At 61.8% G+C, this 20,699-nt stretch carries 21 protein-coding genes; 2 read left to right on the top strand and 19 right to left on the bottom strand.

Annotated elements, in window-relative coordinates:
* Position 1: 1 nt before the first annotated feature.
* The gene (locus tag GSQ80_RS02695) at positions 2–835 is read right to left on the bottom strand and encodes an Mrp/NBP35 family ATP-binding protein (protein WP_158785960.1); all 834 of its coding nucleotides are present in this window, start codon (positions 833–835) and stop codon (positions 2–4) included.
* A 53-nt stretch (positions 836–888) separates the two neighbouring features.
* Positions 889–1,410 carry an acyl-CoA thioesterase gene (locus GSQ80_RS02690; RefSeq protein WP_158785959.1) on the bottom strand — a complete coding sequence of 174 codons (522 nt, stop codon included), beginning with the start codon at positions 1,408–1,410 and terminating at the stop codon, positions 889–891.
* A gap of 40 nt (positions 1,411–1,450) precedes the next feature.
* On the opposite strand from GSQ80_RS02690, the gene GSQ80_RS02685 reads away from it, so the two are divergent.
* Positions 1,451–1,783, top strand: a complete 333-nt coding sequence (locus GSQ80_RS02685; RefSeq protein WP_371315674.1) for a tetratricopeptide repeat protein — start codon at positions 1,451–1,453, stop codon at positions 1,781–1,783.
* A 10-nt stretch (positions 1,784–1,793) separates the two neighbouring features.
* On the opposite strand, the gene GSQ80_RS02680 is transcribed toward GSQ80_RS02685, so the two are convergent.
* The 9 genes from GSQ80_RS02680 to GSQ80_RS02640 form a co-directional block, all read right to left on the bottom strand.
* Positions 1,794–2,447: a riboflavin synthase gene (locus tag GSQ80_RS02680; RefSeq protein ID WP_158785958.1), complete on the bottom strand. Its 654-nt coding sequence runs from the start codon at positions 2,445–2,447 to the stop codon at positions 1,794–1,796.
* A gap of 18 nt (positions 2,448–2,465) precedes the next feature.
* Complete coding sequence (gene ribD / locus GSQ80_RS02675) at positions 2,466–3,656, bottom strand: bifunctional diaminohydroxyphosphoribosylaminopyrimidine deaminase/5-amino-6-(5-phosphoribosylamino)uracil reductase RibD (RefSeq protein ID WP_158785957.1); 1,191 nt, start codon at positions 3,654–3,656, stop codon at positions 2,466–2,468.
* A gap of 88 nt (positions 3,657–3,744) precedes the next feature.
* Positions 3,745–4,728, bottom strand: a complete 984-nt coding sequence (ftsY, locus tag GSQ80_RS02670; RefSeq protein ID WP_158785956.1) for a signal recognition particle-docking protein FtsY — start codon at positions 4,726–4,728, stop codon at positions 3,745–3,747.
* 358 nt (positions 4,729–5,086) lie between these two features.
* Positions 5,087–5,770, bottom strand: a complete 684-nt coding sequence (locus GSQ80_RS02665; RefSeq protein ID WP_158785955.1) for an FkbM family methyltransferase — start codon at positions 5,768–5,770, stop codon at positions 5,087–5,089.
* Between the two features lie 253 nt (positions 5,771–6,023).
* A complete protein-coding gene (locus tag GSQ80_RS02660) occupies positions 6,024–7,019 on the bottom strand; it encodes an NAD(P)H-dependent glycerol-3-phosphate dehydrogenase (RefSeq protein ID WP_158785954.1) in 996 nt (331 codons plus the stop codon).
* Complete coding sequence (gene plsY / locus GSQ80_RS02655; RefSeq protein WP_158785953.1) at positions 7,016–7,684, bottom strand: glycerol-3-phosphate 1-O-acyltransferase PlsY; 669 nt, start codon at positions 7,682–7,684, stop codon at positions 7,016–7,018. The genes GSQ80_RS02660 and plsY overlap by 4 nt, the downstream gene beginning before the upstream one ends.
* Before the next feature lie 32 nt (positions 7,685–7,716).
* Positions 7,717–8,970, bottom strand: coding sequence for a competence/damage-inducible protein A (locus GSQ80_RS02650; protein WP_158785952.1), 1,254 nt, complete (start codon positions 8,968–8,970; stop codon positions 7,717–7,719).
* Positions 8,971–8,997: 27 nt separating this feature from the next.
* Positions 8,998–9,837, bottom strand: coding sequence for a hypothetical protein (locus GSQ80_RS02645; RefSeq protein ID WP_158785951.1), 840 nt, complete (start codon positions 9,835–9,837; stop codon positions 8,998–9,000).
* Between the two features lie 455 nt (positions 9,838–10,292).
* A complete protein-coding gene (locus tag GSQ80_RS02640) occupies positions 10,293–10,523 on the bottom strand; it encodes a hypothetical protein (RefSeq protein ID WP_158785950.1) in 231 nt (76 codons plus the stop codon).
* Between the two features lie 321 nt (positions 10,524–10,844).
* Between GSQ80_RS02640 and GSQ80_RS02635 the strand changes: the two genes are divergently transcribed.
* Positions 10,845–11,966 (top strand): hypothetical protein, encoded by a 1,122-nt coding sequence (locus tag GSQ80_RS02635; protein WP_158785949.1) that lies wholly within the window; start codon positions 10,845–10,847, stop codon positions 11,964–11,966.
* A 637-nt stretch (positions 11,967–12,603) separates the two neighbouring features.
* Here the strand turns inward: GSQ80_RS02635 and GSQ80_RS02630 are convergent.
* The 8 genes from GSQ80_RS02630 to rimO form a co-directional block, all read right to left on the bottom strand.
* Positions 12,604–13,752 carry a gluconolaconase gene (locus tag GSQ80_RS02630; protein ID WP_158785948.1) on the bottom strand — a complete coding sequence of 383 codons (1,149 nt, stop codon included), beginning with the start codon at positions 13,750–13,752 and terminating at the stop codon, positions 12,604–12,606.
* Between the two features lie 170 nt (positions 13,753–13,922).
* The gene (locus GSQ80_RS02625) at positions 13,923–14,423 is read right to left on the bottom strand and encodes a phosphatidylglycerophosphatase A (RefSeq protein ID WP_158785947.1); all 501 of its coding nucleotides are present in this window, start codon (positions 14,421–14,423) and stop codon (positions 13,923–13,925) included.
* 104 nt (positions 14,424–14,527) lie between these two features.
* The gene (locus GSQ80_RS02620; RefSeq protein WP_158785946.1) at positions 14,528–15,085 is read right to left on the bottom strand and encodes a hypothetical protein; all 558 of its coding nucleotides are present in this window, start codon (positions 15,083–15,085) and stop codon (positions 14,528–14,530) included.
* A gap of 63 nt (positions 15,086–15,148) precedes the next feature.
* Positions 15,149–15,376, bottom strand: a complete 228-nt coding sequence (locus GSQ80_RS02615; RefSeq protein WP_158786213.1) for a DNA gyrase inhibitor YacG — start codon at positions 15,374–15,376, stop codon at positions 15,149–15,151.
* A gap of 107 nt (positions 15,377–15,483) precedes the next feature.
* Complete coding sequence (locus tag GSQ80_RS02610) at positions 15,484–16,746, bottom strand: DUF481 domain-containing protein (protein WP_158785945.1); 1,263 nt, start codon at positions 16,744–16,746, stop codon at positions 15,484–15,486.
* Positions 16,747–17,032: 286 nt separating this feature from the next.
* Positions 17,033–18,268, bottom strand: coding sequence for an amidohydrolase family protein (locus GSQ80_RS02605; RefSeq protein ID WP_158785944.1), 1,236 nt, complete (start codon positions 18,266–18,268; stop codon positions 17,033–17,035).
* A 131-nt stretch (positions 18,269–18,399) separates the two neighbouring features.
* The gene (locus GSQ80_RS02600; RefSeq protein ID WP_158785943.1) at positions 18,400–18,687 is read right to left on the bottom strand and encodes a GIY-YIG nuclease family protein; all 288 of its coding nucleotides are present in this window, start codon (positions 18,685–18,687) and stop codon (positions 18,400–18,402) included.
* Between the two features lie 200 nt (positions 18,688–18,887).
* On the bottom strand, positions 18,888–20,582 hold the full coding sequence (rimO, locus tag GSQ80_RS02595; protein WP_158785942.1) for a 30S ribosomal protein S12 methylthiotransferase RimO: 1,695 nt from the start codon (positions 20,580–20,582) through the stop codon (positions 18,888–18,890).
* Positions 20,583–20,699: the final 117 nt, after the last annotated feature.

Genomic DNA, 20,699 nt, shown 5'->3' with positions numbered 1-20,699 from the left:
GTTAGCTGATCTCGAGTACGTCCTCTGATTTGGCGGCGAGCTCCTGGGTGCGGGCGACTACTTTTTCGGCGATGGCGAGGAATTCGCGGCCGCGTGGGGTGGCGTCGCCGGCGAGGGCGGCGGGAAGGCCGCTGTCGCCTCCGGTGCGGACCTGGGGGTCGAGATCGACAGAGCCGAGGAAGGGCAGGTTGTATTGCTTGGCGGTCTGCTGGGTGGCGCCGGCTCCGAAGACGTCGAGGACGGTGCCGTCGGGGAGGGTCATCTGCGACATGTTTTCGACGAGGCCGAGGACTTCGACGTTGACCTGGTGGAACATTTCGAGGGCCTTGCGGGCGTCTTGTAACGCTACGGACGAACCTGTGCTGACGACTAGCGCGCCGGTGAGAGGAACGGTCTGGACGAGCGAGATGACGACGTCGCCGGTGCCGGGAGGGAGGTCGATGAGGAGGTAGTCGAGCTCTCCCCAGGCTACCTGCTGGAGGAACTGGCGGATGATCTGGTGGAGCATGGGGCCGCGCATCACCATGGGCTTGTCGCCGGGCGAGATGAGGCCGATGGAGATGAACTTGACGCCGTGCGCGGTAATGGGCTCCATGAGATTGTCGGCGACGATGCTGGGCTGGCGCGTGGAACCGAGCATGGTCGGGACGTTGGGGCCGTAAATGTCGGCGTCGATTAGGCCGACGCGGTGACCGAGTTTGGCCAGCGAGACGGCGAGATTGACGGCGACAGTGGTCTTGCCGACACCGCCTTTGCCGGAGCCGATGGCTACGATGTGCTGGATGCCGGGTAGGCGTTGGGGGCCTTGCGGTGCTGCTGCGTGCTGGTGAGACATGGGGAGCCTTTCAAGTGCAGGGTCCAGGGTTCAGGGCCCAGGGTTCAGCGTGGTTAGAGATGCCACTCGGGGGCGAGGATGGCGCGGAGTTCTTTTTTGCGCTGGGTTTCGCCGGAGCGCATCTCGCGGCGGCGGCCGGCATCTTCGTAGCGACGGATCTGGTGTTCGGTTTCGGGGACGACTTGGGGGACTTCGATGCGGCTGCCGCTGGAGTCGACGGCGACGAAGGTGAGGTAGGCGGAGGAGACGTGGCGGAGTTTCTGCTCGCGGACGTCTTCGACCATCGCCTTGACGCCGATTTCCATGGAGGTGTGGAAGGCACGGTTCACGCTGGACTTGAGGATGAGGAGATCGCCGACGCGGACGGGCGCGACGAAATCGAGGTGATCCATGGAGGCAGTGACGACAAAGGAGCGCGCGTGGCGGCTGGCGGCCATGGCGCCGACGAGATCCATGAACTGCATGAGCCGACCTCCGAAGAGGTTGCCGAGGGCGTTGCTGTCGGCGGGAAAGATGATCTCGCTGCGTTCAGATTGGGAGGCGCAGACGGTACTCGAATTCGTGCAATCGGACATTCTTTCATTGTAATTGCTGCGGTTTGCATCCGGAGTGGACGTGCAGCATCCTAGAGGCATGGACAAGATTGGGATGTTGAGCGAGATTTTGCAGCAGAATCCGAAGGATGCGTTTGCGCGGTATGGACTGGCGATGGCCTATGCGTCCGAGGGGAAGACCGACGAGGCGCTGAGGGAGTTTGCGACCACGACGGAGTACAACCCGGACTATGTGCCGGCGTACCAGATGTCGGCACAGACGCTGGTGAAGGCGGGGAAGTTTGACGAGGCGCGGGCGCGGTTGAAGGAAGGCCTAGCGGCGTGTGAGCGGACGGGAAATACGCACGCTGCGAGCGAGATGAGCGTGATGCAGGATGAGATCGCGGAGGTGTGACGGCGGTTGCTCAGTAGCCGTTGGCAAGTAAGTAGGCGGGCGTGAGCCAGTCTTCCTCGGAGTGGGTGCGCTGGGCGGCGGCGTACTTGGCGAGGACGTCGGTCTCTATGTTGACGGGAGAGCCGGGGGTGAGGGTGTGGAGGTTGGTGGATTTGTAGGTGTGGGGGATGATGGCGACTTCGATGCGCGGGAGGTCGACACGCGCGACGGTGAGACTGATGCCGTCGATGGTGATGGAGCCTTGTGAGATGACTTGCGAGGTGAGCTGGTCGGGGAGTTCGAGGGTGAGACGCCAGTCGGTGGTGGCGAGGTCGGGGTGTAGCGGGGCGATGGAGAGGAATTTTCCGGTCGCGTCGACGTGACCCTGGACGACGTGGCCACCGAGGGGCGAGCCTGCGGGGGTGGGGAGTTCGAGGTTGATGGTGGCGCCGGCGGGGAGCGCGCCGAGGGTGGTGCGGACGAGGGTTTCTCCGGCGAGGTCGGCGGCGAAGTGTGTAGGTTCATCCACGGGGATGGCTGTTAGGCAGACGCCGTTGACGGCGATGCTGTCTCCAGTGCGCCAGCGGCCCGCGAGTGCGGGGGCGGCGAGGATGAGGCGCGTTGCTCCGTCGGTTGGTGTGAGGGAGAGGACGGTGCCGGTGGTTTCGATGAGGCCGGTGAACATAGGTATAGGGTAACGCGATCAGGGGTTGGAGATGTTGGCCCAAGGGTCGTGGAGGTAGCCGGCGATGCGGACGTCTTCGGCGTTAGGGGCTAGATGGGAGGGGAAGGTTGCGCGGGTGGCGCGGGTGAGGCGTTGCTGCAGGCCATACGGGGAATCGAACCCGGTGGCGAAGGGAAGGGCGTCGAGGCCGAGTTCGCTTTCGGCGTAGTAGAGGACGAGGCGGTCGACTAGATTGGCACGGAGAAGGTTGCCGTTCAGGGTGCTGCCGGCTTCGACGAGGACGCTGAGGATGTGGCGCTCGGCGAGTGCTTTGAGTGCAGCGTTGAGGTCGAGGTGCCCGTGGATCGTGGGGATGCGGAGGACTTCGGCGGTGCGGGCGCGGAGGGCGGACTCGCGGTCGGTGGGAGCTTGGGTGGTGTCGTCAGAGCAGAGAATCAAGAGTTCGCTCGCGGCGTTGCGGACGAGGGCTGAGTCCGGAGGAGTGCGGAGGGCGCTGTCGAGGATGACGCGGAGGAGCGGGCGGCGACGTGGAAGGCCGGTGCGATCAGTGAGGGAGGGGTTGTCGGCGAGGACGGTGCCAATGCCGGTGAGGATGGCGTCGGAGGCCTGGCGGAGGAGTTGCGCGTCAGCGCGGGCGGCGGTGCCGGTGACCCAGTGAGGTGTGGTGGAGGTGCGGGTGGAGGGTGGCGGAGCTAGTTTGCCGTCGACTGAGAGTGCGGCTTTGAGGGTGATGAAGGGGTGATGGTGTTGAATGAAGTGGGCAAAGGCGTCGTTGAGGTGGCGAGCTTGCTGGGCGATGGGATGAGCCGGGTCGAGGAGGACAACTTCAATGTTTGCGGCGCGGAGTTTGGCAAGGCCCTGGCCGCTAACGAGGGGGTTCGGATCGACGGTGGCGACGACGCAGCGTGCGATGCCAGCAGCGATCAGAGCGTCGGCGCAAGGGCCCGTGCGGCCGTGGTGGGCGCAGGGTTCGAGGGTGACGTAGGATGTCGCGCCGTGAACATTGTTACCGAGAGCCGCGGCTTGCTTGAGGGCTGAGATCTCGGCGTGGTCACGCGCGTCGTAAAAGTGCGCGCCTTCGCCGAGGATGACGTCGTCGCGGGTGAGGACCGAGCCGACGGTTGGGTTGGGGCTGGCGAAGGCTGCGGCTTCACGCGCGAGGGTTAGCGCGCGCGTGAGGTTGAGCTCGTCCTGGGAGGTGAAGGACATACAGGATCAGGATAGCCGGAGTCACTTCCAGCATTGGCTCCCCCATCTCAGAATCTAGATAGGAGGCACCCGATTTCTTGCGGAGGATTTAGTCGAGGAGGGAGTCGACGAAGACGGTGGGGTCGAAGGGGATGATATCTTCAAGTTTTTCGCCGACTCCGGCGTAGCGGACGGGAAGGCCCAATTCATGCGCGATGGCGACAACGATGCCGCCCTTGGCGGTGCCGTCGAGCTTGGTGAGGACGATGCCGGTGACGTGGGCGGCCTCGGTGAAGAGGCGTGCTTGCTGGAGGCCATTTTGGCCCGTGGTGGCGTCGATGACGAGGAGGGTTTGGTGAGGGGCGCCGGGCAAGAGGCGCTCGGCGGTGCGGCGCATCTTGTCGAGCTCCTTCATGAGGTCGGTCTTGGTGTGGAGGCGGCCGGCGGTGTCGACGAGCAGGATACCGGTGGAGCGGGCTTTGGCGGCGGTGAGGGCGTCGAAGAGCGCGGCGGAGGGATCGCCGCCCTGGCGCGTCTTGATGAGATCGACGTTCGAGCGTTGGGCCCAAACTTCTAGCTGCTCGATGGCGGCGGCGCGGAAGGTGTCGGCGGCGCAGAGCAGGACTGTCTTGCCTTCGCGGCGATAGAGCGCGGCTAGCTTGCCGCTGGTGGTGGTTTTGCCGGTGCCGTTGACGCCGACCATCATGATGACTTCGGGCGGGGTTGCAGGATGTGCGATGGGTGCATCGACGGAGTTCAGGATGCGGAGGATCTCGGACTTGAGCTGGAGCTTGAGCTGGGTGCCATCGGAGATGCCGTGGCGCAGGGCGCGATCGCGGAGGCGCGTGATGATTTCGTTGGTGGTGGTGGAACCGATGTCGCAGGCGAGGAGCGCGAGTTCGAGATCGTCGAGCGAGGCTTCGTCGACTTCGCGGGTGAGGGCGACGACGGAGGAGATGGAGTTGGAGAGCGACTCGCGGGTGCGGGTGACCGCCTGCTTCATGCGGTCGAAGAGGCCGCGGGGTGCGGAGGGCTCCGGTGGTTCGGGGTCAGGGGTTGGGGTTTCGCGCTTGCCGAAGAGTGAAAAAGCCATCGCCTTCTAGTTTAGCGGATGGAGTTGTCGAGGCCCTGGGTAGATGAGAGCTTGGAGAGCAGGGTAAGCTTGCCGAGGCTGGGTTAGGTTTGGTCTTCGTTGAATCGAAGTGCGAGGGATGCAGCGATTTTTGGAGTAGCCCGAAGGTAGCATGTACACGCGGGTTAGGCACAACGGCGATAGGCCGAAGTTTTCCAGGAACGCCGTTTTTTCTGAAACAACGGTAGGATCGATTTTGCTGACTTCCCAAAGTCCGGCGTCCGTCAGCGATGAGCCTTCAGCTGGAAGGCCCGGCTTATTCAAGCGGCGCGATGAGGCTATTGCGTGGGTCGTTGGATACGCGTCACAAACCACTAACCTAGGACGCGACGAATATAAAGCCCATTTCATCCCTGAAGGCGATTGAGTAACCAAATGAACTCATTAGATCGATGGACTTCACTCGATTGGGCGTGTCCCATAGCTCGCAGAACACAATTGGGTGAAATCTCTCCAACATCGCTCTTGCCCCTTGGAGAACATGATATTCGTGGTCTTCCACATCGATCTTGATTGCATGTACACGACCGAATTGGAATGAGTCCAACGTGCAAATTCTGACATCTACGGTGGCAAACGGATAACGCTCTACATCGGGATTGTTGAACTCGTCGGAAACGACGTGGCAGAGCGCTAACCCTTCTCTGCCGTCGATTTTCGGAATTGCGATTGTAACGATCCCTTCATGATCCCCAACTGCAACGGGATGCACCTCCATGGTTTTCATCGAATAGAGCGATCGTATCCTCTGAAGGACCTTGATATTCAGGGGAACAGGTTCAAAGGCGATTAGATGAAGGTCAGGCCTGCGCTTTCCCGCAATCCCGCACGTGATTCCGATATTTGCTCCAACATCGAGCATTGTTCCCTGTCGGGGCACCATCTCCAAGAACTTTTGGTAGATTGGCTCATATTCCCCTCGGATTTGGCGGATTGCGCCCAACGTGAAATACCATTCTGGTTTCACTACGGAATAGACTGCACGTTTGATGGCTGGCAACATAAAATCTCCTCGATCGCTTGGAAACAGAACTCCCCCAAGCCTACATCGGATCTCTTGTAACGGTGACGATGAGACAAACTGGAACAACCTAACAGCAGTTAAGTTCAGAGCGCTTGGCTTTTGGCTGCTGGAGTGTACAGAAGACGCTTCGCTGCGGTAATAGCCCGGTCTGAGACACGCGATCTGTACAACCTGCAAAGTCTTCTTATCGGAAATTTCGTTTTCAGAGTTGCAGGGCTTGGTTGGGGGAAGGCTACTCGGTGCGGCCGGGGCGGGACATCAGGTCGCCGATGGCGTCGAGGGGGGCTTTTTCTTCATGGAGGATGGCGGCCATCTGCTCGGTAATGGGCATTTCAACACCGTAGCGGCGAGCCAGACCGAGGGCGGCGGTGGTGGTGAGGACTCCTTCGGCCACCTTGCCGTTGAGGCCGGCGATGATGTCATTGAGCTTGCGACCTTTGCCGAGCTCGACGCCTACGGTGCGGTTGCGCGAGAGGCCGCCGGTGCAGGTGAGGACGAGGTCGCCGATGCCGGAGAGGCCGGACATGGTTTCGCGGCGGCCGCCGCAAGCCATGGCGAGCCGCGTGATCTCGGCGATGCCGCGGGTAATGAGCGCGGAGGTCGCGTTGTTGCCGAGCTCGAGGCCGGTGACGACGCCGGCGGCGAGGGCAATGACGTTCTTCAGCGCGCCACCGAGCTCGGTGCCTATGACGTCTTCATTGCGATAAGTGCGGAGAGAGGCTGAACTGAAGTCGTCCTGGAGGGTCTTGCCGAGGATGGGGTCATCGACGGCGAGGGTGATGGCCGTGGGCATGGCGGCCGCGACTTCGTAAGCGAAGGATGGACCACCGAGGGTGCCGATGGGGTTGTCGGGAGCGTATTCGCACATGATCTGCGACATGCGCAGGAAGGTCTTCTCCTCGATGCCCTTGCTAGCGGAGAGGAGCACTTGGCGCGCGGTGAGGACGGGAGCGATCTGCACCATGATGGAGCGGAGCGCTTGCGAGGGTGTGACGCAGAGGATGATGTCGGCGCCAGAGATGGCGAGATTCAGGTCGTGGGTGATTTCGACGTCGGCAGGGAGGATGAAACCGGGAAGGTACCGGGTGTTCTCGCCGGTGTCGGTGAGGTGCGCGGCATGGTCTGGCGAGTGAGCCCAGAGAGTGAGTCGGTGGCCGCCACGACGGGCGAGAGAGACAGTGAGCGCGGTTCCCCAGGCACCGGCGCCGATGACAGCAATACGGCTCATGCGTTGACCTTCTTGTTCGTTGAGTCAGAATTCTCGTCGGTCGAGTCAGCATTCTTGCTGCTTCCGAAGCGGCTCTCTTTGCCGTGTAACAGGCGAACGATGTTGGCGTGGTGCTTGATGATGCTGAGCAAGGAGATGAAGCTGAGGCCGACCAGTAGCGCAGGAGAGCGGTGGGGCACAAGCAGGATCGCAAGGAATGGGATGGAGACCGCCGCGAGGATCGAGCCAAGAGAGACCAGGCGCGTGGTCGCGACAATGAGAGCGAAGACGCCGACGGAGGCTAGCGCAACCATGGGCACGAGGGCGATAAAGACGCCGAGTGCGGTGGCGATGCCTTTGCCGCCTCGGAAGCGGAGCCAGACGGGAAAGATGTGGCCGATGACGGCGGCTACCGCAGCGGCTATGGCGAGTGTCGACGGGCCGTTCACGGTGTTGGGCGCGAACTGCATCGCGAGGAAGGCGGCGATGAAGCCCTTCATCGCGTCGAGGACGAGGGTGAAGATGCCCAGGGTTGCTCCGCCGGCGCGGGCTACGTTGGTGGCGCCGATGTTACCGCTGCCGGTGTCCCGCACGTCCTCCTGTTGGACGAAGCGGACGAGGAGGTAGCCGAAGGGGATCGAGCCGAGGAGGTATGCCGTCGTCAGGGTAATGAGCCAGAGAATCATAATCTATCGCTGTTGAGTTTAGCAGTGGGCGGTTACTGCAGGGAGCGACGTAACATCTCAAGGGCGTGCTGGGTGGACCAGAGGCGGATGCGATCGCGGTCTCCGGGAATGAGGAACTCCTTGACCTGGGTATCTTCGCCGTCGGTGAGGGCGATGTAGACCAGGCCGACGGGCTTGTTGGCGTCGAGGCCGCGGGGAGCTGTGGGGCCGGCGATGCCGGTGATGCCGAGGGCGAGGGAGCTGCCGGTGCGGCGGCGGATGCCTTCGGCGAGGGCGCGGGCAACGGTGTCAGAGACTGCGCCGTGCTCGTCGATGAGGTATGAGGGAACGTCGGCGAGGGCGGTCTTGCTGCGGTCGGAGTAGGCGATGGCGCCGCCGAGGAAGACGCGCGAGCTGCCGGGGATGGAGGTGAGGCGCTGGCCGAGCAAGCCGCCGGTGCAGCTCTCGGCGACGGCGAGGGTGCGGCGGCGAACGCCGAGCATAAGCAGGACGACCTCCTCAAGGGATTCTCCACTGAGGGAGAAGATGTCGTCGCCCATCTCGCGGGCGACGGCGTCGGCTACGGCTTCGACGCGGGCTTCGGCTGCGGCGAGAGTGTGCTTGACGCAGACGAAGTGGAGCTGGATCTCGCCGGAGCCGGCGAGGATTGTGGTCTGGACGTCGGGGAACTGGTTGTAGATGGGCGCTGTGCGAGCGTCGACGAGGCTCTCGGGAATGAGCGCCATGCGGAGTTGGCGGCGAGCGAGATAGTAGGGCGGAAGCGCGGCGGCGAGGCGCGGCTTGCACTCGCTGTCGAAGAGAGGCTGCAGCTCCTTGGGCGGCCCGGGAAGCAGGGCAACGAGCTTGCGATGTCCGTGGTGCGCGAAGTCGAGCCATTGGCCGGGCGCGCTGCCGTTGAGGTTGGGCAGGATTTCGGCGCCTTCGATCTGGTCGGCCTGCTTGGCGTTGTTGGCGGGCATTTCCATGTTGCGTGCGGCGAAGCGCTTCTGCAGGAACTCGAGGACGGCTTCGTTGCGGTGGAGGGAGAGTCTGAGGGTTTCGGCGAGGCACTCGCGGGTGAGGTCGTCTTCGGTGGGGCCCAGGCCCCCGGAGAGAAGGACGATGTCGGCGCGCCTGATGGCGGTGTGGATGGCGGAGCGGAGATGTTGCCGGTTGTCACCGACGATGGTCTTAAACGCGACGGTGACTCCGAGGTCGTTGAGGCCGGCGGTGAGGAAAAGCGAGTTGGTGTCCTGGCGATGCGGGGTCAGCATCTCGGAGCCAACGGCGATGATCTCAGCTAGCATGTGGTTCGATGGTAGCGCGAGCGGCGGTTAATTCTTGTGACGGGTGTTGCTTCTGACGGCACGTGGGGCTGTGGACCCGCTGCGTTCGGCGGTGAGGAGAGGTTCTGGGTTGAAGGCGGGCTGCCTGCGGCGGATGCGGCCGAGTTCGAGCTCGTAGCGGCGCATGGCGATGCCGATGCTGCCTTTGACGCGGGCGGCTAGCTCGGCGAGGAGGTCTCGGCCTTCGAGCGCGGCGGTGGCGGTGCGATCGCGGAGGTCGGCCATCTCGGAGGCGGCGAGGGCTTCGATTTCAGCGTTGAGGGTGAGGATGTCCTGCTCGGTCTGGGCGATTTGTTCCGTGAGGCGGGCGAGCTGCGCGGCGGCGGGCTGGTCGTCCCCAGTGTCGGTAGAGGGGTCGTAGCCGTTGAGCATGCGCTGCAGGAGGTCGCGGTCGTTGCGGTCGAAGGCGGCGTTGGCCTGGGACATGAGGTGGTTGCGGTGGAGCTCGTCGTGGGCGCTGCGGGCGCGGTCTGGGTGGATGCGCTTGGCTACCTCGCGGAAGAGGGATTTGAGGTCGAGTGCGGCGGGATCAGGTTCGTCGGTTGGTGTTGGTTCAGGACCGGGTTCTGGTTCGAGGGCCTCGGGTTGAGGTTGGGTTGGGTTGTTGAGTTCGGCGATGCGGTCTTCCCACTCGTCGAGCTGGATGTAGAGGACGCCGACCTGGCGAATGTAGCGGCCCTCGAAGCTGTTGAGCTGGGCGCGGAGGTGGTCGAGGACGGCTTCGCGGGCGGCCAGCGTTGAGCGAATGCTGGCGAGTTCAGCGCGGCGGCGGAAGAGCTCGGCGTCTTCCGGTCGGGGCTGGCGTGCGATCGCTGCGCGTCTGGGCATGGGCTAGTGTGATGATATCTGGCGACCATGGACCCCCCACCCCCTACCCCCCACCCCCTACCCCTTAATCCTGCAAAGTAGTCCTAGCAGGCGAGTTAGAGGGCAACGTATCGATTTCATTGACTTCCGCCCTATGTGACTGATTCAACCGTGGTTATGGCTTCCGTTGCCTGTAAAGTAGTCCTTGCAGAGACTTTACGGACAAAGTAGTGCATCCATTGCAATTAGCGGGGAAGGAGTCAGGTTTTGGAGGCGGCTGGCCCCGAGGAGTTTCGGAATGGTTCGCCTTATTCAATTGTAGCGAAGTGGGTAGGGTAACTATGCCAAGCGGGATAGAGAGAAATCGGCAATGGGAGCGCGGGTTTTGGGAGATTGGGGGGTTGGTGGGGGGTTGACACGCGGATTTTGGGCTGTTTTTGATGAATTTATTTTGGGTGTGGCGGTCAAACCCGGGGCTAAAGCCCCCTGCTAATCCGGTAGAACGGGCGCGCTTCGCGCGAGAAGCGGGTTCCTCTGCTGCGCTTCGGAATGACAGCTAGAAAGGCAACGGCAAAGGCAAAGGCGAGGGCAAAGGCAAGGGCACAGGCAAAGGATGAAGCATATTCCCAGAGGGAATGACAGAAAGAAAGGCGAGGGCAAAAGCAAAGCAAGGCAAGAGCAAGAGCAAGGTCAAGAGCAACCGCCAATGCAGGGATCTCTCCACTGCGCATCACAAGGACAGGAGCGTGATGCTTCGGTCGAGATGACGGGGCGTTGGTGGGAGGTTCGGGAGGAACTGGAAGCTCGAGTTGAGGGGTGAGTTTGATTGGGGGCATCAAGGAGGCGGGAGGGTTTTGGATATCGCGCTGGGAAGCGAAACATTTCTGTAGAAAACACGTCTGCAATGGGCGTGGAGGTTTCTCCACCTTTCAGACATTTGATTTCGGGAGATTGCCATGATGCCACGGGTAGGGTTGGTCGGGCGGTTGTTTTGTGGTGCGTGTGAGACGGTAGCGTGCAAGAGCGGGATGCGGAATAGGTTTCGGGTTTCGCTTGCGCTGGGTGCGATGGCGGTTATGGTGGGGCTGTCGGGTTGCTATTGGGGTTATGGCAACTACTACTATTACTGGGGTGGCGGGAACGGCAATAACAATGCGCTCTGGGTGGCGAATGGGACCAACGTGGTGGAGTTTTCGCCGTCGCAACAGGTGAGCGGGGTAAGCGATCCGACGCCGCGCAGGACGATCAGCTCGAGCGTGTTCGCATCGCCGCAGGCAGTGGTGTTCGATTACTACGGCGACCTCTGGGTGATTGATGGTGGGACGGTAGCGACTGGCGGGACGGTCGCTCCGGCGCTGTATGAGTTCACGGCGAAGCAGTTGTCGAATCTGTCGAGCAACTCTGCGCCTACACCGGCGGTGACGATCTCGTCGGCTAGCTTTGTGTTTCCGCAGCAGGCGACGTTTGATGGGAGAGGGAATCTATGGGTGAGTGATAACGGCAGCAACGCGGTGTTCGTGTTCTCGGCTGCGCAATTGAATACGACAGGGACGACGACGATTCCGGCGGCGACGATAACGTCGACGCCGGGGTTCAATGGGCCGCTGGGCATTACGTTCGACTACCGCGGGAATCTTTGGGTGGCGAACAACGGATCGAACACGATCGTTGGGTTCAGCGCTTCGATTCTGCCGGCGGTGAACCCGTCGAGTACAGCGGCGCAGACGGTGCCGGCACTGATACCGACATCGACGCTGAGCGATAACGGGTCGGGATCGATCCAGGCGCCGTGGGCGCTGGCGGTCGATGGCTATGGGGACCTGTGGTCGAGTAACGCGAATGCGCCGAACACGGTGGTGGAGTTTGCGAAGTCGCAGCTTGCGGTGACGGGTAGTCCGACGCCAAATATTACGCTGGCGAGTGCGACGGTGAGTAACAATGCGACGCTGGTGGCGCCAAATGGACTGGCGTTCGATAACTATGGCGACCTGGCGGTGATGAGCTCGGGTGCACCGTATGGGATGGCGGGATATGGGCCGGGACAGTTGCGGACGAATCCTGCGAGTCCGCTTACGCCGGCGGTGTTTTTGGTAGGCGGCTCGACGACGCTGAATGCGCCGGCCGGCGTGACGTTTGGGCCTACGTATTAATGAGTAGTGTGTAGTGAGATTTTCGGGAATTTGCTCAGGAAATAGTGCAAAATCGACGAAAAGTTAAGCACAAAATCGACGAGATATGCACAGAAATTTTGGTGTTGCGGATTCGGGATTTTGTGTGATGATTCTCAGCAACGGAAGAGAGATCTTCCAGAGAAGAGAGAAAGAATCAGAGGCAGCGAGGGACGGCGAAGAGACCCACTTCGGGCAACCGAAGACAGGGATCGGAGACGAAACTCACTTCGGGCAACCGGAGACATGCTGAGGACGAGGAAGCTCACAAGATTTGCGGAACGAACGAACAACGGACAGCGGGCTTGCCTGCAGACCGGAGGGAGGACGGGAAGCGGAGATTGATCTGGTGCCGAAACCAGATCTTCGAAGATTCGGACGGCGGAAGGGCGAATTCTCGCGAGAGGATTCGCCCTAAAGCTTTTAAGGTCCTGCGCGGACGGCGAGGGTGGGGTTCGGTGGCGGAAAGGTGTCGGACGTATGGGTGATGCGTGCGGCTTCGGGATCCTTCGGCTGCGCAGCTCGCAAAAGCGCGAGCTGCTTCGCTCAGGATGACAGAGTTTGGATGGGGCGGAGAGAGGGCTGAGCAGAGTTTCGGTTGGGTGGGACGGGAGTAGGGCTAGATCAGGGGGAGGCCTTCTATGCCTAGGTCGGCGTGGAAGATGGTGCTGTTGGTGGCAAGGGCGCAGCATCCGTCGTCGAGGAAGCAGAGGCCGATTAGGTCGTTGCCGGCTACGATTAGCTCGGCTTCGGGGGTGGTGGAATTGGCGGTGTCGCGGAGGCGGACGATGCCGCGGTGGCCGCGGAGGGAGGCGGCTACGTAGAGGTTGCCGTCGACGTCGAAGGCCATGCCCTGGGGACGGCCTAGGCCTCGGTAGTAGGTGGTGGTGGTGCCGTGGGGGTCGATGGCGTAGATGTTCTGGTGGGAGCTGATGGTGGGGGTGGTGACCATGAGGACGCCGTCGGGACGGAAGCAGAGATGGTAGAAGGCCGTGGAGGGTTCGAGGGTGGCGAAGACGAAGATCTCGCCGGAGCGGTTGGGGTTGTGGGGGTCGAGGGCAGAGCTGGGGGTGAGGGCGAAGGGGACGTCTGGCTCTGGAGTTTTGTGGCTGGGGATGATCTTGAAGATGGTGCCGGAGCGGTCGCCAACGAAGAGGTTGCCGTCGCGGTCGAAGGCTATGCCGGTGGCAATGCCCATGCCTTCGGCGAAGGTGGAGATGAGGCCGGCGGGGGTGATGCGGTAGATCGTGCCTTCGGTGCGGGAGCTGGCGTACAGGTTGCCGTCTGGACCGAAGGCGAGCGCGGAGACGTTGAGGATGTCGCGGGTGAAAGCTGTGACTTGCAGATCGCGGGCGATGCGGAAGATGGAGACGGGGACTTGCTCTCCGCGAGGGCCGGAGACCATGGCGAAGAGATTGCCTTCCGCGTCGACGGCGGGGTTGGAGATGACGTGCAGGTCTTCGACCATGGGGACGCCGATGTTGGCGTGGAGGAGATTGCTGGCGAGGCCGTCGCGGCGGAAGGAGAGGTCGGAAGAGATGGCGCCGGTGGGTACTCGGATGACCGCGCGTGTGGGGCGGGCGAGGTCGAGGTGCGCAGGGGTTTCGCCGAAGAAGGCTTGGGGGAGCTCGGGGTCGGCGGCGGTGGGCTGCGCGGGAGACATGAGCTGGGTGCCGAGGACTTCGAAGCTGCCGCCGGGGATTGCGGAACGGGGATAGAGGCGGTCGAGGTGCGGGGCGTCGGGGCGGGTTGGGTGGAGCAGAGGCATTGATGCTTAGGGTATGCGCGGTGGGTTGGCGATGCAAATTTGGGAATTGATCACTGGTTGAAAAGGTTTGATGGTATGGGCTAGGACGCCGCATCGGGGTCCTTCGGCTGACAGAGTATTTGGCAATGCGAAAGAAAGCAGATCCTCCGCCTGCGGCGAAGAATAACAATTCAAAAGTGGAGGAGATGGTGGCGGAGGTAGCTGAGGAGTAGGCCGGTGAGGAGGGCGAGGAGGCCGGCGGCTACGTCGTCGAGCATGATGCCGGTGCCCGTGGGGAGGGCTTCGAGGCGGCGGATGGGCCAGGGTTTCCAGATGTCGAAGAGACGGAAGAGGAAGAGGTCGAGGGCGGCGTGATGCCAGTCGGGGGTGGCGAGAATGAGGGCGAAGAGCTGGCCGGCTACTTCGTCGATGACTACGAAGCCGGGGTCTTTGCGGGAGGACTCGCGGGCAGTGATGGTGGAGGCGGGGATGCCGAAGAGCGTGATGAGGATGGCTGCCAGGGCGGTCGCGAGGGCGAGGGTTGTGCGGCTTGGGGTGAAGAGGTTGGCGGCGCCGTACCAGAGGAGGACGGCGAAGATGCTGCCGTAGGTTCCGGGGCCAGGCTTGAGGTAGCCGGCGCCGAAGAAGGTGGAGAGGGTCCAGGCCCAGCGGGTCTTGGGTTGTGTGGTCACTTGGAGATTTTACGCGGCGCGGCGGAGTGCAAATACGGGGGTCTCTCCACTGCGCTTCGCTTCGGTCGAGATGACGAGGTCGGTGTGAGGAGGAGATGAGCTTGCTAGCGGGCGAAGGGGTGGCGGACGGCGCCGGGGATGCCGGAGGTCATGCGCCAGGCGGCTCGCATGCCGATAAAGAGGATGAAGAGGCCGATGAGGGCGCTGGGGACGGAATCCTGGAAGCGCGCGATCGGAAAGGTGAGGCCGAGTTTGGCGAGGAGGAGGAGGTTGTGCAGGTTGAGGGGGATGGAGAGGTGTTGCTCGGTGCGTACTTGCCAATAGATGAGGCCGGAGTGCGCGGCGCTGACGGAGAGGTAGGTGAGGACGATCGCGGAGACTTGATAGGCGATGCCGCCCTGGCCGCGCGAACCGATGGTCATGGCCTTGGCGACGAGCCAGGCGACGACGAGGGCGAGGTAGCCGATGTTGATGTGGGTGAGGGCGATGAAGCCGCCGTCGAGGACCGCGCCGAAGATAGCGCCGCCGATGCCGCAGAGGATGGCCTGGACGAAGAGAGTAGTGTCGGGACGGGTCGGGACGTCGATGGCGGCGGGCGCGAGGTCTAACGGCTGGGCGTCGACGTATTCGGCGCGGTCAAAGCTTGGTGGGGTGAGGGACATAAAGTGCGGCAAGGATAGCAGAGGGTAGCTATGCGCCGCGACTGACGTCGCTATACGCGGCGACTAATTTTTCCAATGCTTGGTCGGGTCGCCCGTGGGGTTGTGTCGCTGTTCGGCGTGCTCGAGGTCTTCGAGTAGGTCGGGGTCGAGGATGGGGGAGGAGATTTTGTAGTCGCCGGAGGCCCACTTGCCGAGGTCGATGGTGCGGCAGCGCTCGGAGCAGAAAGGGACTTCGGCGGAGTCGAGGGGGACGAGTTTTTTGCAGATGGGGCAGTGGAGGGGTTTGGTCATGGTGATCACGCTTGGTTGATTTTACAAGGACCGAAGGCGTTGCAGATGTCGTTGCTTCCAGATGGTCCAGGCCGGTGGCGCGATGCGAACTTTTGGGGAGTGCGGTCTCAATGCAGGGTGAACGCGAAACCGGTGGAGACTTGCAGAGAGTTTTTCTTATAACCGATCTGCGGACTATTTAGAAAGTTATCGATGACCGAAAGAGAAAATGCAAGTTTCTTATAGACGGGCATTCTGACGGAGCTGGTACCGGTTGCAGAGAAGGCGCTTTCATCGTTCCATGCAAGGTTCGCCGAGAGCTTTTCATCGAAGTGAACTTCGCCCCATTTTCTGGAGTACGTCTCCGCTAGTGACGAACCGATTAAGTGGCGGTCGAGTTCCGGCTCATTCGAGGTTGAGTTAAATTGTTGCCCTTCGTAATGCAGATCGGCAGTGATATCCAACTCTCGCTTTACCGATTTGACTAACGTCGCGCCAACGCCACCGCCATAGATCTGTTGAAGGGTGAGGCCCTGGGAATAATCGTGGTCGAACGAGGTGACCTGCAAATAATAGCCGCGAGGGCTGAAGTATTCGTCACGTTCCGCGCCAACGTGAAAGACGTTGGTGAAGGTGTCTGGATCTCCCGGTTGCGTCGTCTTGCCCACGCTGAGATTGAAGTCGAACATCGTGCGAAGCTTTGGATTCAACCAACTCACTGTGGGGACTGAGCGCTTGAGCGCACCGGCTACGGTGAGGGTAAAACTGTTCTGCGTTGAAAGGATTGCCGTGGAGCCTGTAGCGAGATGTCCGTCCCAACCGGACGTCCGATCGATTTTTCTGTGGATCTCCTTCAAGTAGGAGTCGTCGTCCACAACGAATCCGACTTTGGATGTGGGGATTACGACGGGAGAGACTACTTTGGCTGCAGCGATTTCTTGTTCCGGTTGCTTTCCGGATGACTTGTCTGAAGTCGATGTAGCGGTGGTGATTGGAGTGATAGCGATGCTCTTTTCTCCAATCTTGATCGCACCTTGAGGCACGGCGGCGCTGTTTCTCGAATCCTTAATATCCTTCGGAATGACTGCGAAATCGCGGCTAGATTTTAATTCCTTGACATTGGCCCATAGGACGGTGACCTCGCCGGCCAGATCGCTCTTGAACTTGATTGCTTCCCCAGTGGAGTTTGACAGCGTGCCTGTAAGCCTGTCGCCGTTCTTGAAGATCAACTCTTCTTTGATTGCTGGGGGCTCGCTCTTTAATTTGGCGGGCGCTTGCGCGATGGCCGCGGTTCCAGAGAAGAACGTGAGAAGAAAAGCCACGATGAACAGGTGGCGTGGGCGTATGGCTGAATGGGATGGCTTGGCAAGAAGCCTTTTGAAGGTAGGCATGATGTTTCCCTTTGGAGATAGGAGAGTTGTGTTCGCTGGCTTTCGAGGTCCGTCCCGTCGACACTAATCCGAAGCTCGACATGCAGCAAGGACCTCTTACTTGCCGAAGCCCGCCCGCCACCCCCTCGTACCCAGGCACTTTGCAACACACGCCTGGGTACGCTGGAGGATGATGGCAAAGATACGAACAAGGGTGATCAGCTGCTTGAGAGCGCAGTAATTCTCATGGCCTCAGGTTGATTTTCGTGGGGGCGTTTTATGTGGTCGATGAGGAAGTCGTCGAGAACTATTTTGCTGGGGCTGCGTAGATTATTTTGCCGGCTCGGAGGGTGTAGCGGACCTGGGAGAGGGCGGTGATGTTGGTGGCGGGGTCGGATGCCAGGACTACGAGGTCGGCGTCGTAGTTGGGGGCGATGCGGCCGCTGTGGGTGCTGGCGCTGAAACGGGCAGCAGGGGCGGTGGTTAGAGAGGTGAGGATCTGGGGGAAGGTCATGCCGGCGCGGGTCATGAGAGTGAACTCTTCGGTGGTGTCGAATTGGGGGATGTAGCCGATGTCGGTGCCGAAGAGGATTTGGCCGCCGGCGGCGGAGTAGGTGCGGAGTTGGTCGACTACGAAGTCGAGTAACTGCTGCGTGGATTGAGGAGAGAGGTTGGCCCTGTGGGCTTCGACGTCGAAGAGGGTGAGGGTGGGGATGAGCGACATGTGCGCAGAGAGCATGCGCTGGATGAGGGCGGGGGACCAGGGGCCTTCGGAGTCGGATACGTGGGCCAGGATGTCGACACCGCTATCGAGTGAGAGCTCGACGCCCTTGATGGTGGTGGGGTGGGAGAAGACGAGGCGGTGGTTGCGATGGGCTTCGTCGACTACGGCTTTGGCGATGTCGGCGGGGAGGAGGACGACCTTGTGATCTTCGATGGAGCCGGCGAAGATCTTGATGGCGTCGGCGCCGTCGTGGACTTGCTGGTCGACGCGGGCGATGGCGGCGGGGACGGTGGTGGTGACGGGGATGGAGATGTGATTGTCGGCGATGAATTGCTGGGCGTAGATGGGGACTTCGGCCCAGAAGGGTTCGCCGGTGGTGAAGATGCGCGGGCCGGTGAGGGTGCCGTCGGCGACTTGTTTGCGGATGAGGTTGGTGTTGGCGAGTGGGCTGGCGATGTCGAATACGGTGGTGAAGCCCCAGCTGGTGAACATGGTTTGGAGCATGCCGTTGAGCTCGGCGGGGGTGTGCTGCTCGGCGTGCAGGAGTTGCGGCGGGAGGAAGTGGACGTGGCTGTTCCAGAAGCCGGCGGTGATGGTGAGGCCGGTGCAGTCGTAGGTGGTTGCGTTGCGCGGGGAGGGGATGGAGGCGGTGGGGCCTACGGCGACGATGCGGTTGTCGTGGATGAGGATGGCGGCGTCGTGGAGGGGTGGGGCGTCGGGCGAGGTGTAGATGGTGGCGTGGGTTAGCTTGATGTCGGTGGCGTGCGCGATGGTGGGGAGGAGGAGGGTGGCTGCGGCTAGGGTGAGGGGAAGGCGCATAGGGGAGTTATACGCGATCGGGTGGGGTGTGGTTCAGTCTCGAAGGTGAGCATACCCACGCGTCTAAACAAGCGGACAGAAAAGCAGATCCTCCGCCTGTGGCGAAAGATGACAAGCTTTTGTGGTGGGGTTCATCGAGATGCGAGGTCCTCCCAGGTGGGATTGGATTCGGTGACGAGGGCTAACTTTTCTGCGCGGGTGAAGTGTTTGAGATATTTCTCGCGGGCGATGGCGTTGTCGATGTACTGGAAGCGCTCGACGTAAACGAGGCGGTCGATGCGGTAGCGCTGGGTGAAACTGGTGGGTGAGCCGTCGCGATGTTCTTGAAGGCGGCGGGAGAGGTTGTTGGTGACACCGATGTACAGGGTGCGCGAACGGCTGGAGAGGATGTAGACGAAGTAGCGGTGCTCCTCGGGCATAGTGGCAGCATAGGCGGAAAGCAGATCCTCCGCTGCGCGAAGGATGACAATTTAAATAGAGCGGTGTAGAAATGGGAAAGAAACGGATCTTCCGCTTGCGGCGAAGGGTGAGAATTTAAGGGGAGTGGTACCGGAATCGGAGTGAAGCGGATCCTCCGCCTGCGGCGAAGGATGACAACTAGTGGGGTGGGATGGCAGGGCTAGTCGAGGATGCGGGCTACTACGTCGTAGTCGTGGGACTCGGTGATTTGGGCGCGGTAGAAGGTGCCGGGGACTAGCTCTTCGTGGGGGCCGAAGTCGTTGATGAGGACCTTGCCGTCGATCTCGGGTGCCTGGTCGAGGCTGCGGCCTTGCCAGAGGAGGTCGGTTTCTTCGGATTCGCCTTCTACGAGGATGTCGAGCTCGCGGCCGATCCATTGCTTGCGGGCGCGCTTGCTGATTTTTTGCTGCAGCTTCATTAGCTTGCGGCGGCGGGCTTCTATGGTGCGCTTGGGGACTTTTTCGTCGAGCGAGAAGGCGCCGGCTCCTTCTTCGTCGGAGTAGGAGAAGACTCCTAGCCAGTCGATCTTAGCGGCTTCTACGAAGGCGCAGAGCTCTTCGAAGTCCTGCTCGGTTTCGCCGGGGAAGCCTACGATGAAGCTGGTGCGGAGAACCAGGTTGGGGATGGCCTTGCGGGCGGCGGCGATGATTTGGAGGAAGCGGTCGCCCGTGCCTCCGCGCTTCATACGGCGGAGGACGTTCGCGCTCGCGTGCTGTAGCGGGACGTCGAGATACTTCGCGATGGTGTCGTGGCGCGCGATGGTTTGGAGGAGGCGCGGGGTGATCTTGTTGGGGTAGGCGTAGAGGAAGCGGAGCCACTTCAGGCCTTCCAAGGGGGCTAAGGCGTCGAGGAGGTCGGCTAGTTCGGGGCGCTTGCCTGTGGTGGTGTCGGGGAGGAGGTCTTCGCCGTAGCAGGTGGTGTCCTGGCCGATGAGGGTGATCTCGCGGACGCCTTGGGCGATTAGGGATTTGGCTTCGGCTACGATGCTGGACAAGGGGCGGGAACGGAACTTGCCGCGTAGCTGCGGGATGATGCAGAAGCTGCAGGGATGGTCACAGCCTTCCGCGATCTTGATGTAGGCCGAGGAGCGCGGGGTGGTGAGGATGCGCGGGGTTTCGTCGGAGTAGAGGTAGGTGGGGAGGGTGGCGGTGGCGCCGTCCCAGGTGTCGCGGGAGAAGCGACCTTGCTGCTCGCGGAGGTCGCCCTCGGGGCGGGAGTGCGAGGGTGCCGCGGGAGTTCCAAATACCGGGGTATCTCCGCTGCGCTGCGCTGCGGTCGAGATGACGGAGTTTGAGTGGGTGTGGACTTCGTGCTGGAGTTGAGGGCCGTCGGATTCGGGGCGGGAGTGCTGGTTTACCGAGCTGGCGTGGCGCGCAATTTGGACAGCATCGGATTGGGCCGTGGTGAGGATTTGGAAGGGGGAGTTGGTGGCTGGGCGGTTGAGGCCGGCGGCTTCCAGGATGGCTTCGAGCTCGCCGGTGCCTACTACGGCGTCGACTTCGGGGATGTTGGCGCGGATCTCGTCGCGGTAGCGCTCTACGAGGCAGCCGGCTACGATGAGGCGCTGGGCGCGGCCTCCGTTGGCGATCTTGTGCTGCACCATCTCGAGGATGGTGTCTACGGATTCCTGCTTGGCGGAGTCGATGAAGGAGCACGTGTTGACGACCAGAATATCGGCGTCTTCGGCGTGGGGGGTGAGTTGGGCGCCGCCGCGATGGAGCAGGCCCATCATGACCTCGGAGTCGACGAGGTTCTTGGGGCAGCCGAGCGAGACGAAGCCTACCGTCGGGCGGTTGGGTTCTGGAGATTGGGTCTCGGGAGCGGCGCCGTCTTCGAGAGTGGAGGACAGGCTCACAAGCTCTATTTTAGCAGGTCCTGCGCGGACGGCGAGGGGTTTCGCTCGCTTCGTTCTGGAGTTGCCGGGTCTGCAAAGGAAAGCAATTCAGTCGTTTCGCCTGCAGCTTCACTCCGG

Origin of the sequence: Granulicella sp. L46, assembly GCF_009765785.1 — a bacterium.
Classification (GTDB): Bacteria; Acidobacteriota; Terriglobia; order Terriglobales; family Acidobacteriaceae; genus Granulicella.
The sequence above is the reverse complement of the archived record's forward strand: the minus strand, read 5'-3'. Positions and strand labels throughout refer to the sequence as shown.

Bases quoted from the DNA above. Each gene is read 5' to 3' on its own strand.
- GSQ80_RS02695 (WP_158785960.1), bottom strand. From the start codon at position 835: ATGTCTCACCAGCACGCAGCAGCACCGCAAGGCCCCCAACGCCTACCC.
- GSQ80_RS02690 (WP_158785959.1), bottom strand. From the start codon at position 1,410: ATGTCCGATTGCACGAATTCGAGTACCGTCTGCGCCTCCCAATCTGAA.
- GSQ80_RS02680 (WP_158785958.1), bottom strand. From the start codon at position 2,447: ATGTTCACCGGCCTCATCGAAACCACCGGCACCGTCCTCTCCCTCACA.
- ribD (WP_158785957.1), bottom strand. From the start codon at position 3,656: ATGTCCTTCACCTCCCAGGACGAGCTCAACCTCACGCGCGCGCTAACC.
- ftsY (WP_158785956.1), bottom strand. From the start codon at position 4,728: ATGGCTTTTTCACTCTTCGGCAAGCGCGAAACCCCAACCCCTGACCCC.
- GSQ80_RS02665 (WP_158785955.1), bottom strand. From the start codon at position 5,770: ATGTTGCCAGCCATCAAACGTGCAGTCTATTCCGTAGTGAAACCAGAA.
- GSQ80_RS02660 (WP_158785954.1), bottom strand. From the start codon at position 7,019: ATGAGCCGTATTGCTGTCATCGGCGCCGGTGCCTGGGGAACCGCGCTC.
- plsY (WP_158785953.1), bottom strand. From the start codon at position 7,684: ATGATTCTCTGGCTCATTACCCTGACGACGGCATACCTCCTCGGCTCG.
- GSQ80_RS02650 (WP_158785952.1), bottom strand. From the start codon at position 8,970: ATGCTAGCTGAGATCATCGCCGTTGGCTCCGAGATGCTGACCCCGCAT.
- GSQ80_RS02645 (WP_158785951.1), bottom strand. From the start codon at position 9,837: ATGCCCAGACGCGCAGCGATCGCACGCCAGCCCCGACCGGAAGACGCC.
- GSQ80_RS02635 (WP_158785949.1), top strand. From the start codon at position 10,845: ATGCGGAATAGGTTTCGGGTTTCGCTTGCGCTGGGTGCGATGGCGGTT.
- GSQ80_RS02630 (WP_158785948.1), bottom strand. From the start codon at position 13,752: ATGCCTCTGCTCCACCCAACCCGCCCCGACGCCCCGCACCTCGACCGC.
- GSQ80_RS02620 (WP_158785946.1), bottom strand. From the start codon at position 15,085: ATGTCCCTCACCCCACCAAGCTTTGACCGCGCCGAATACGTCGACGCC.
- GSQ80_RS02615 (WP_158786213.1), bottom strand. From the start codon at position 15,376: ATGACCAAACCCCTCCACTGCCCCATCTGCAAAAAACTCGTCCCCCTC.
- GSQ80_RS02610 (WP_158785945.1), bottom strand. From the start codon at position 16,746: ATGCCTACCTTCAAAAGGCTTCTTGCCAAGCCATCCCATTCAGCCATA.
- GSQ80_RS02605 (WP_158785944.1), bottom strand. From the start codon at position 18,268: ATGCGCCTTCCCCTCACCCTAGCCGCAGCCACCCTCCTCCTCCCCACC.
- GSQ80_RS02600 (WP_158785943.1), bottom strand. From the start codon at position 18,687: ATGCCCGAGGAGCACCGCTACTTCGTCTACATCCTCTCCAGCCGTTCG.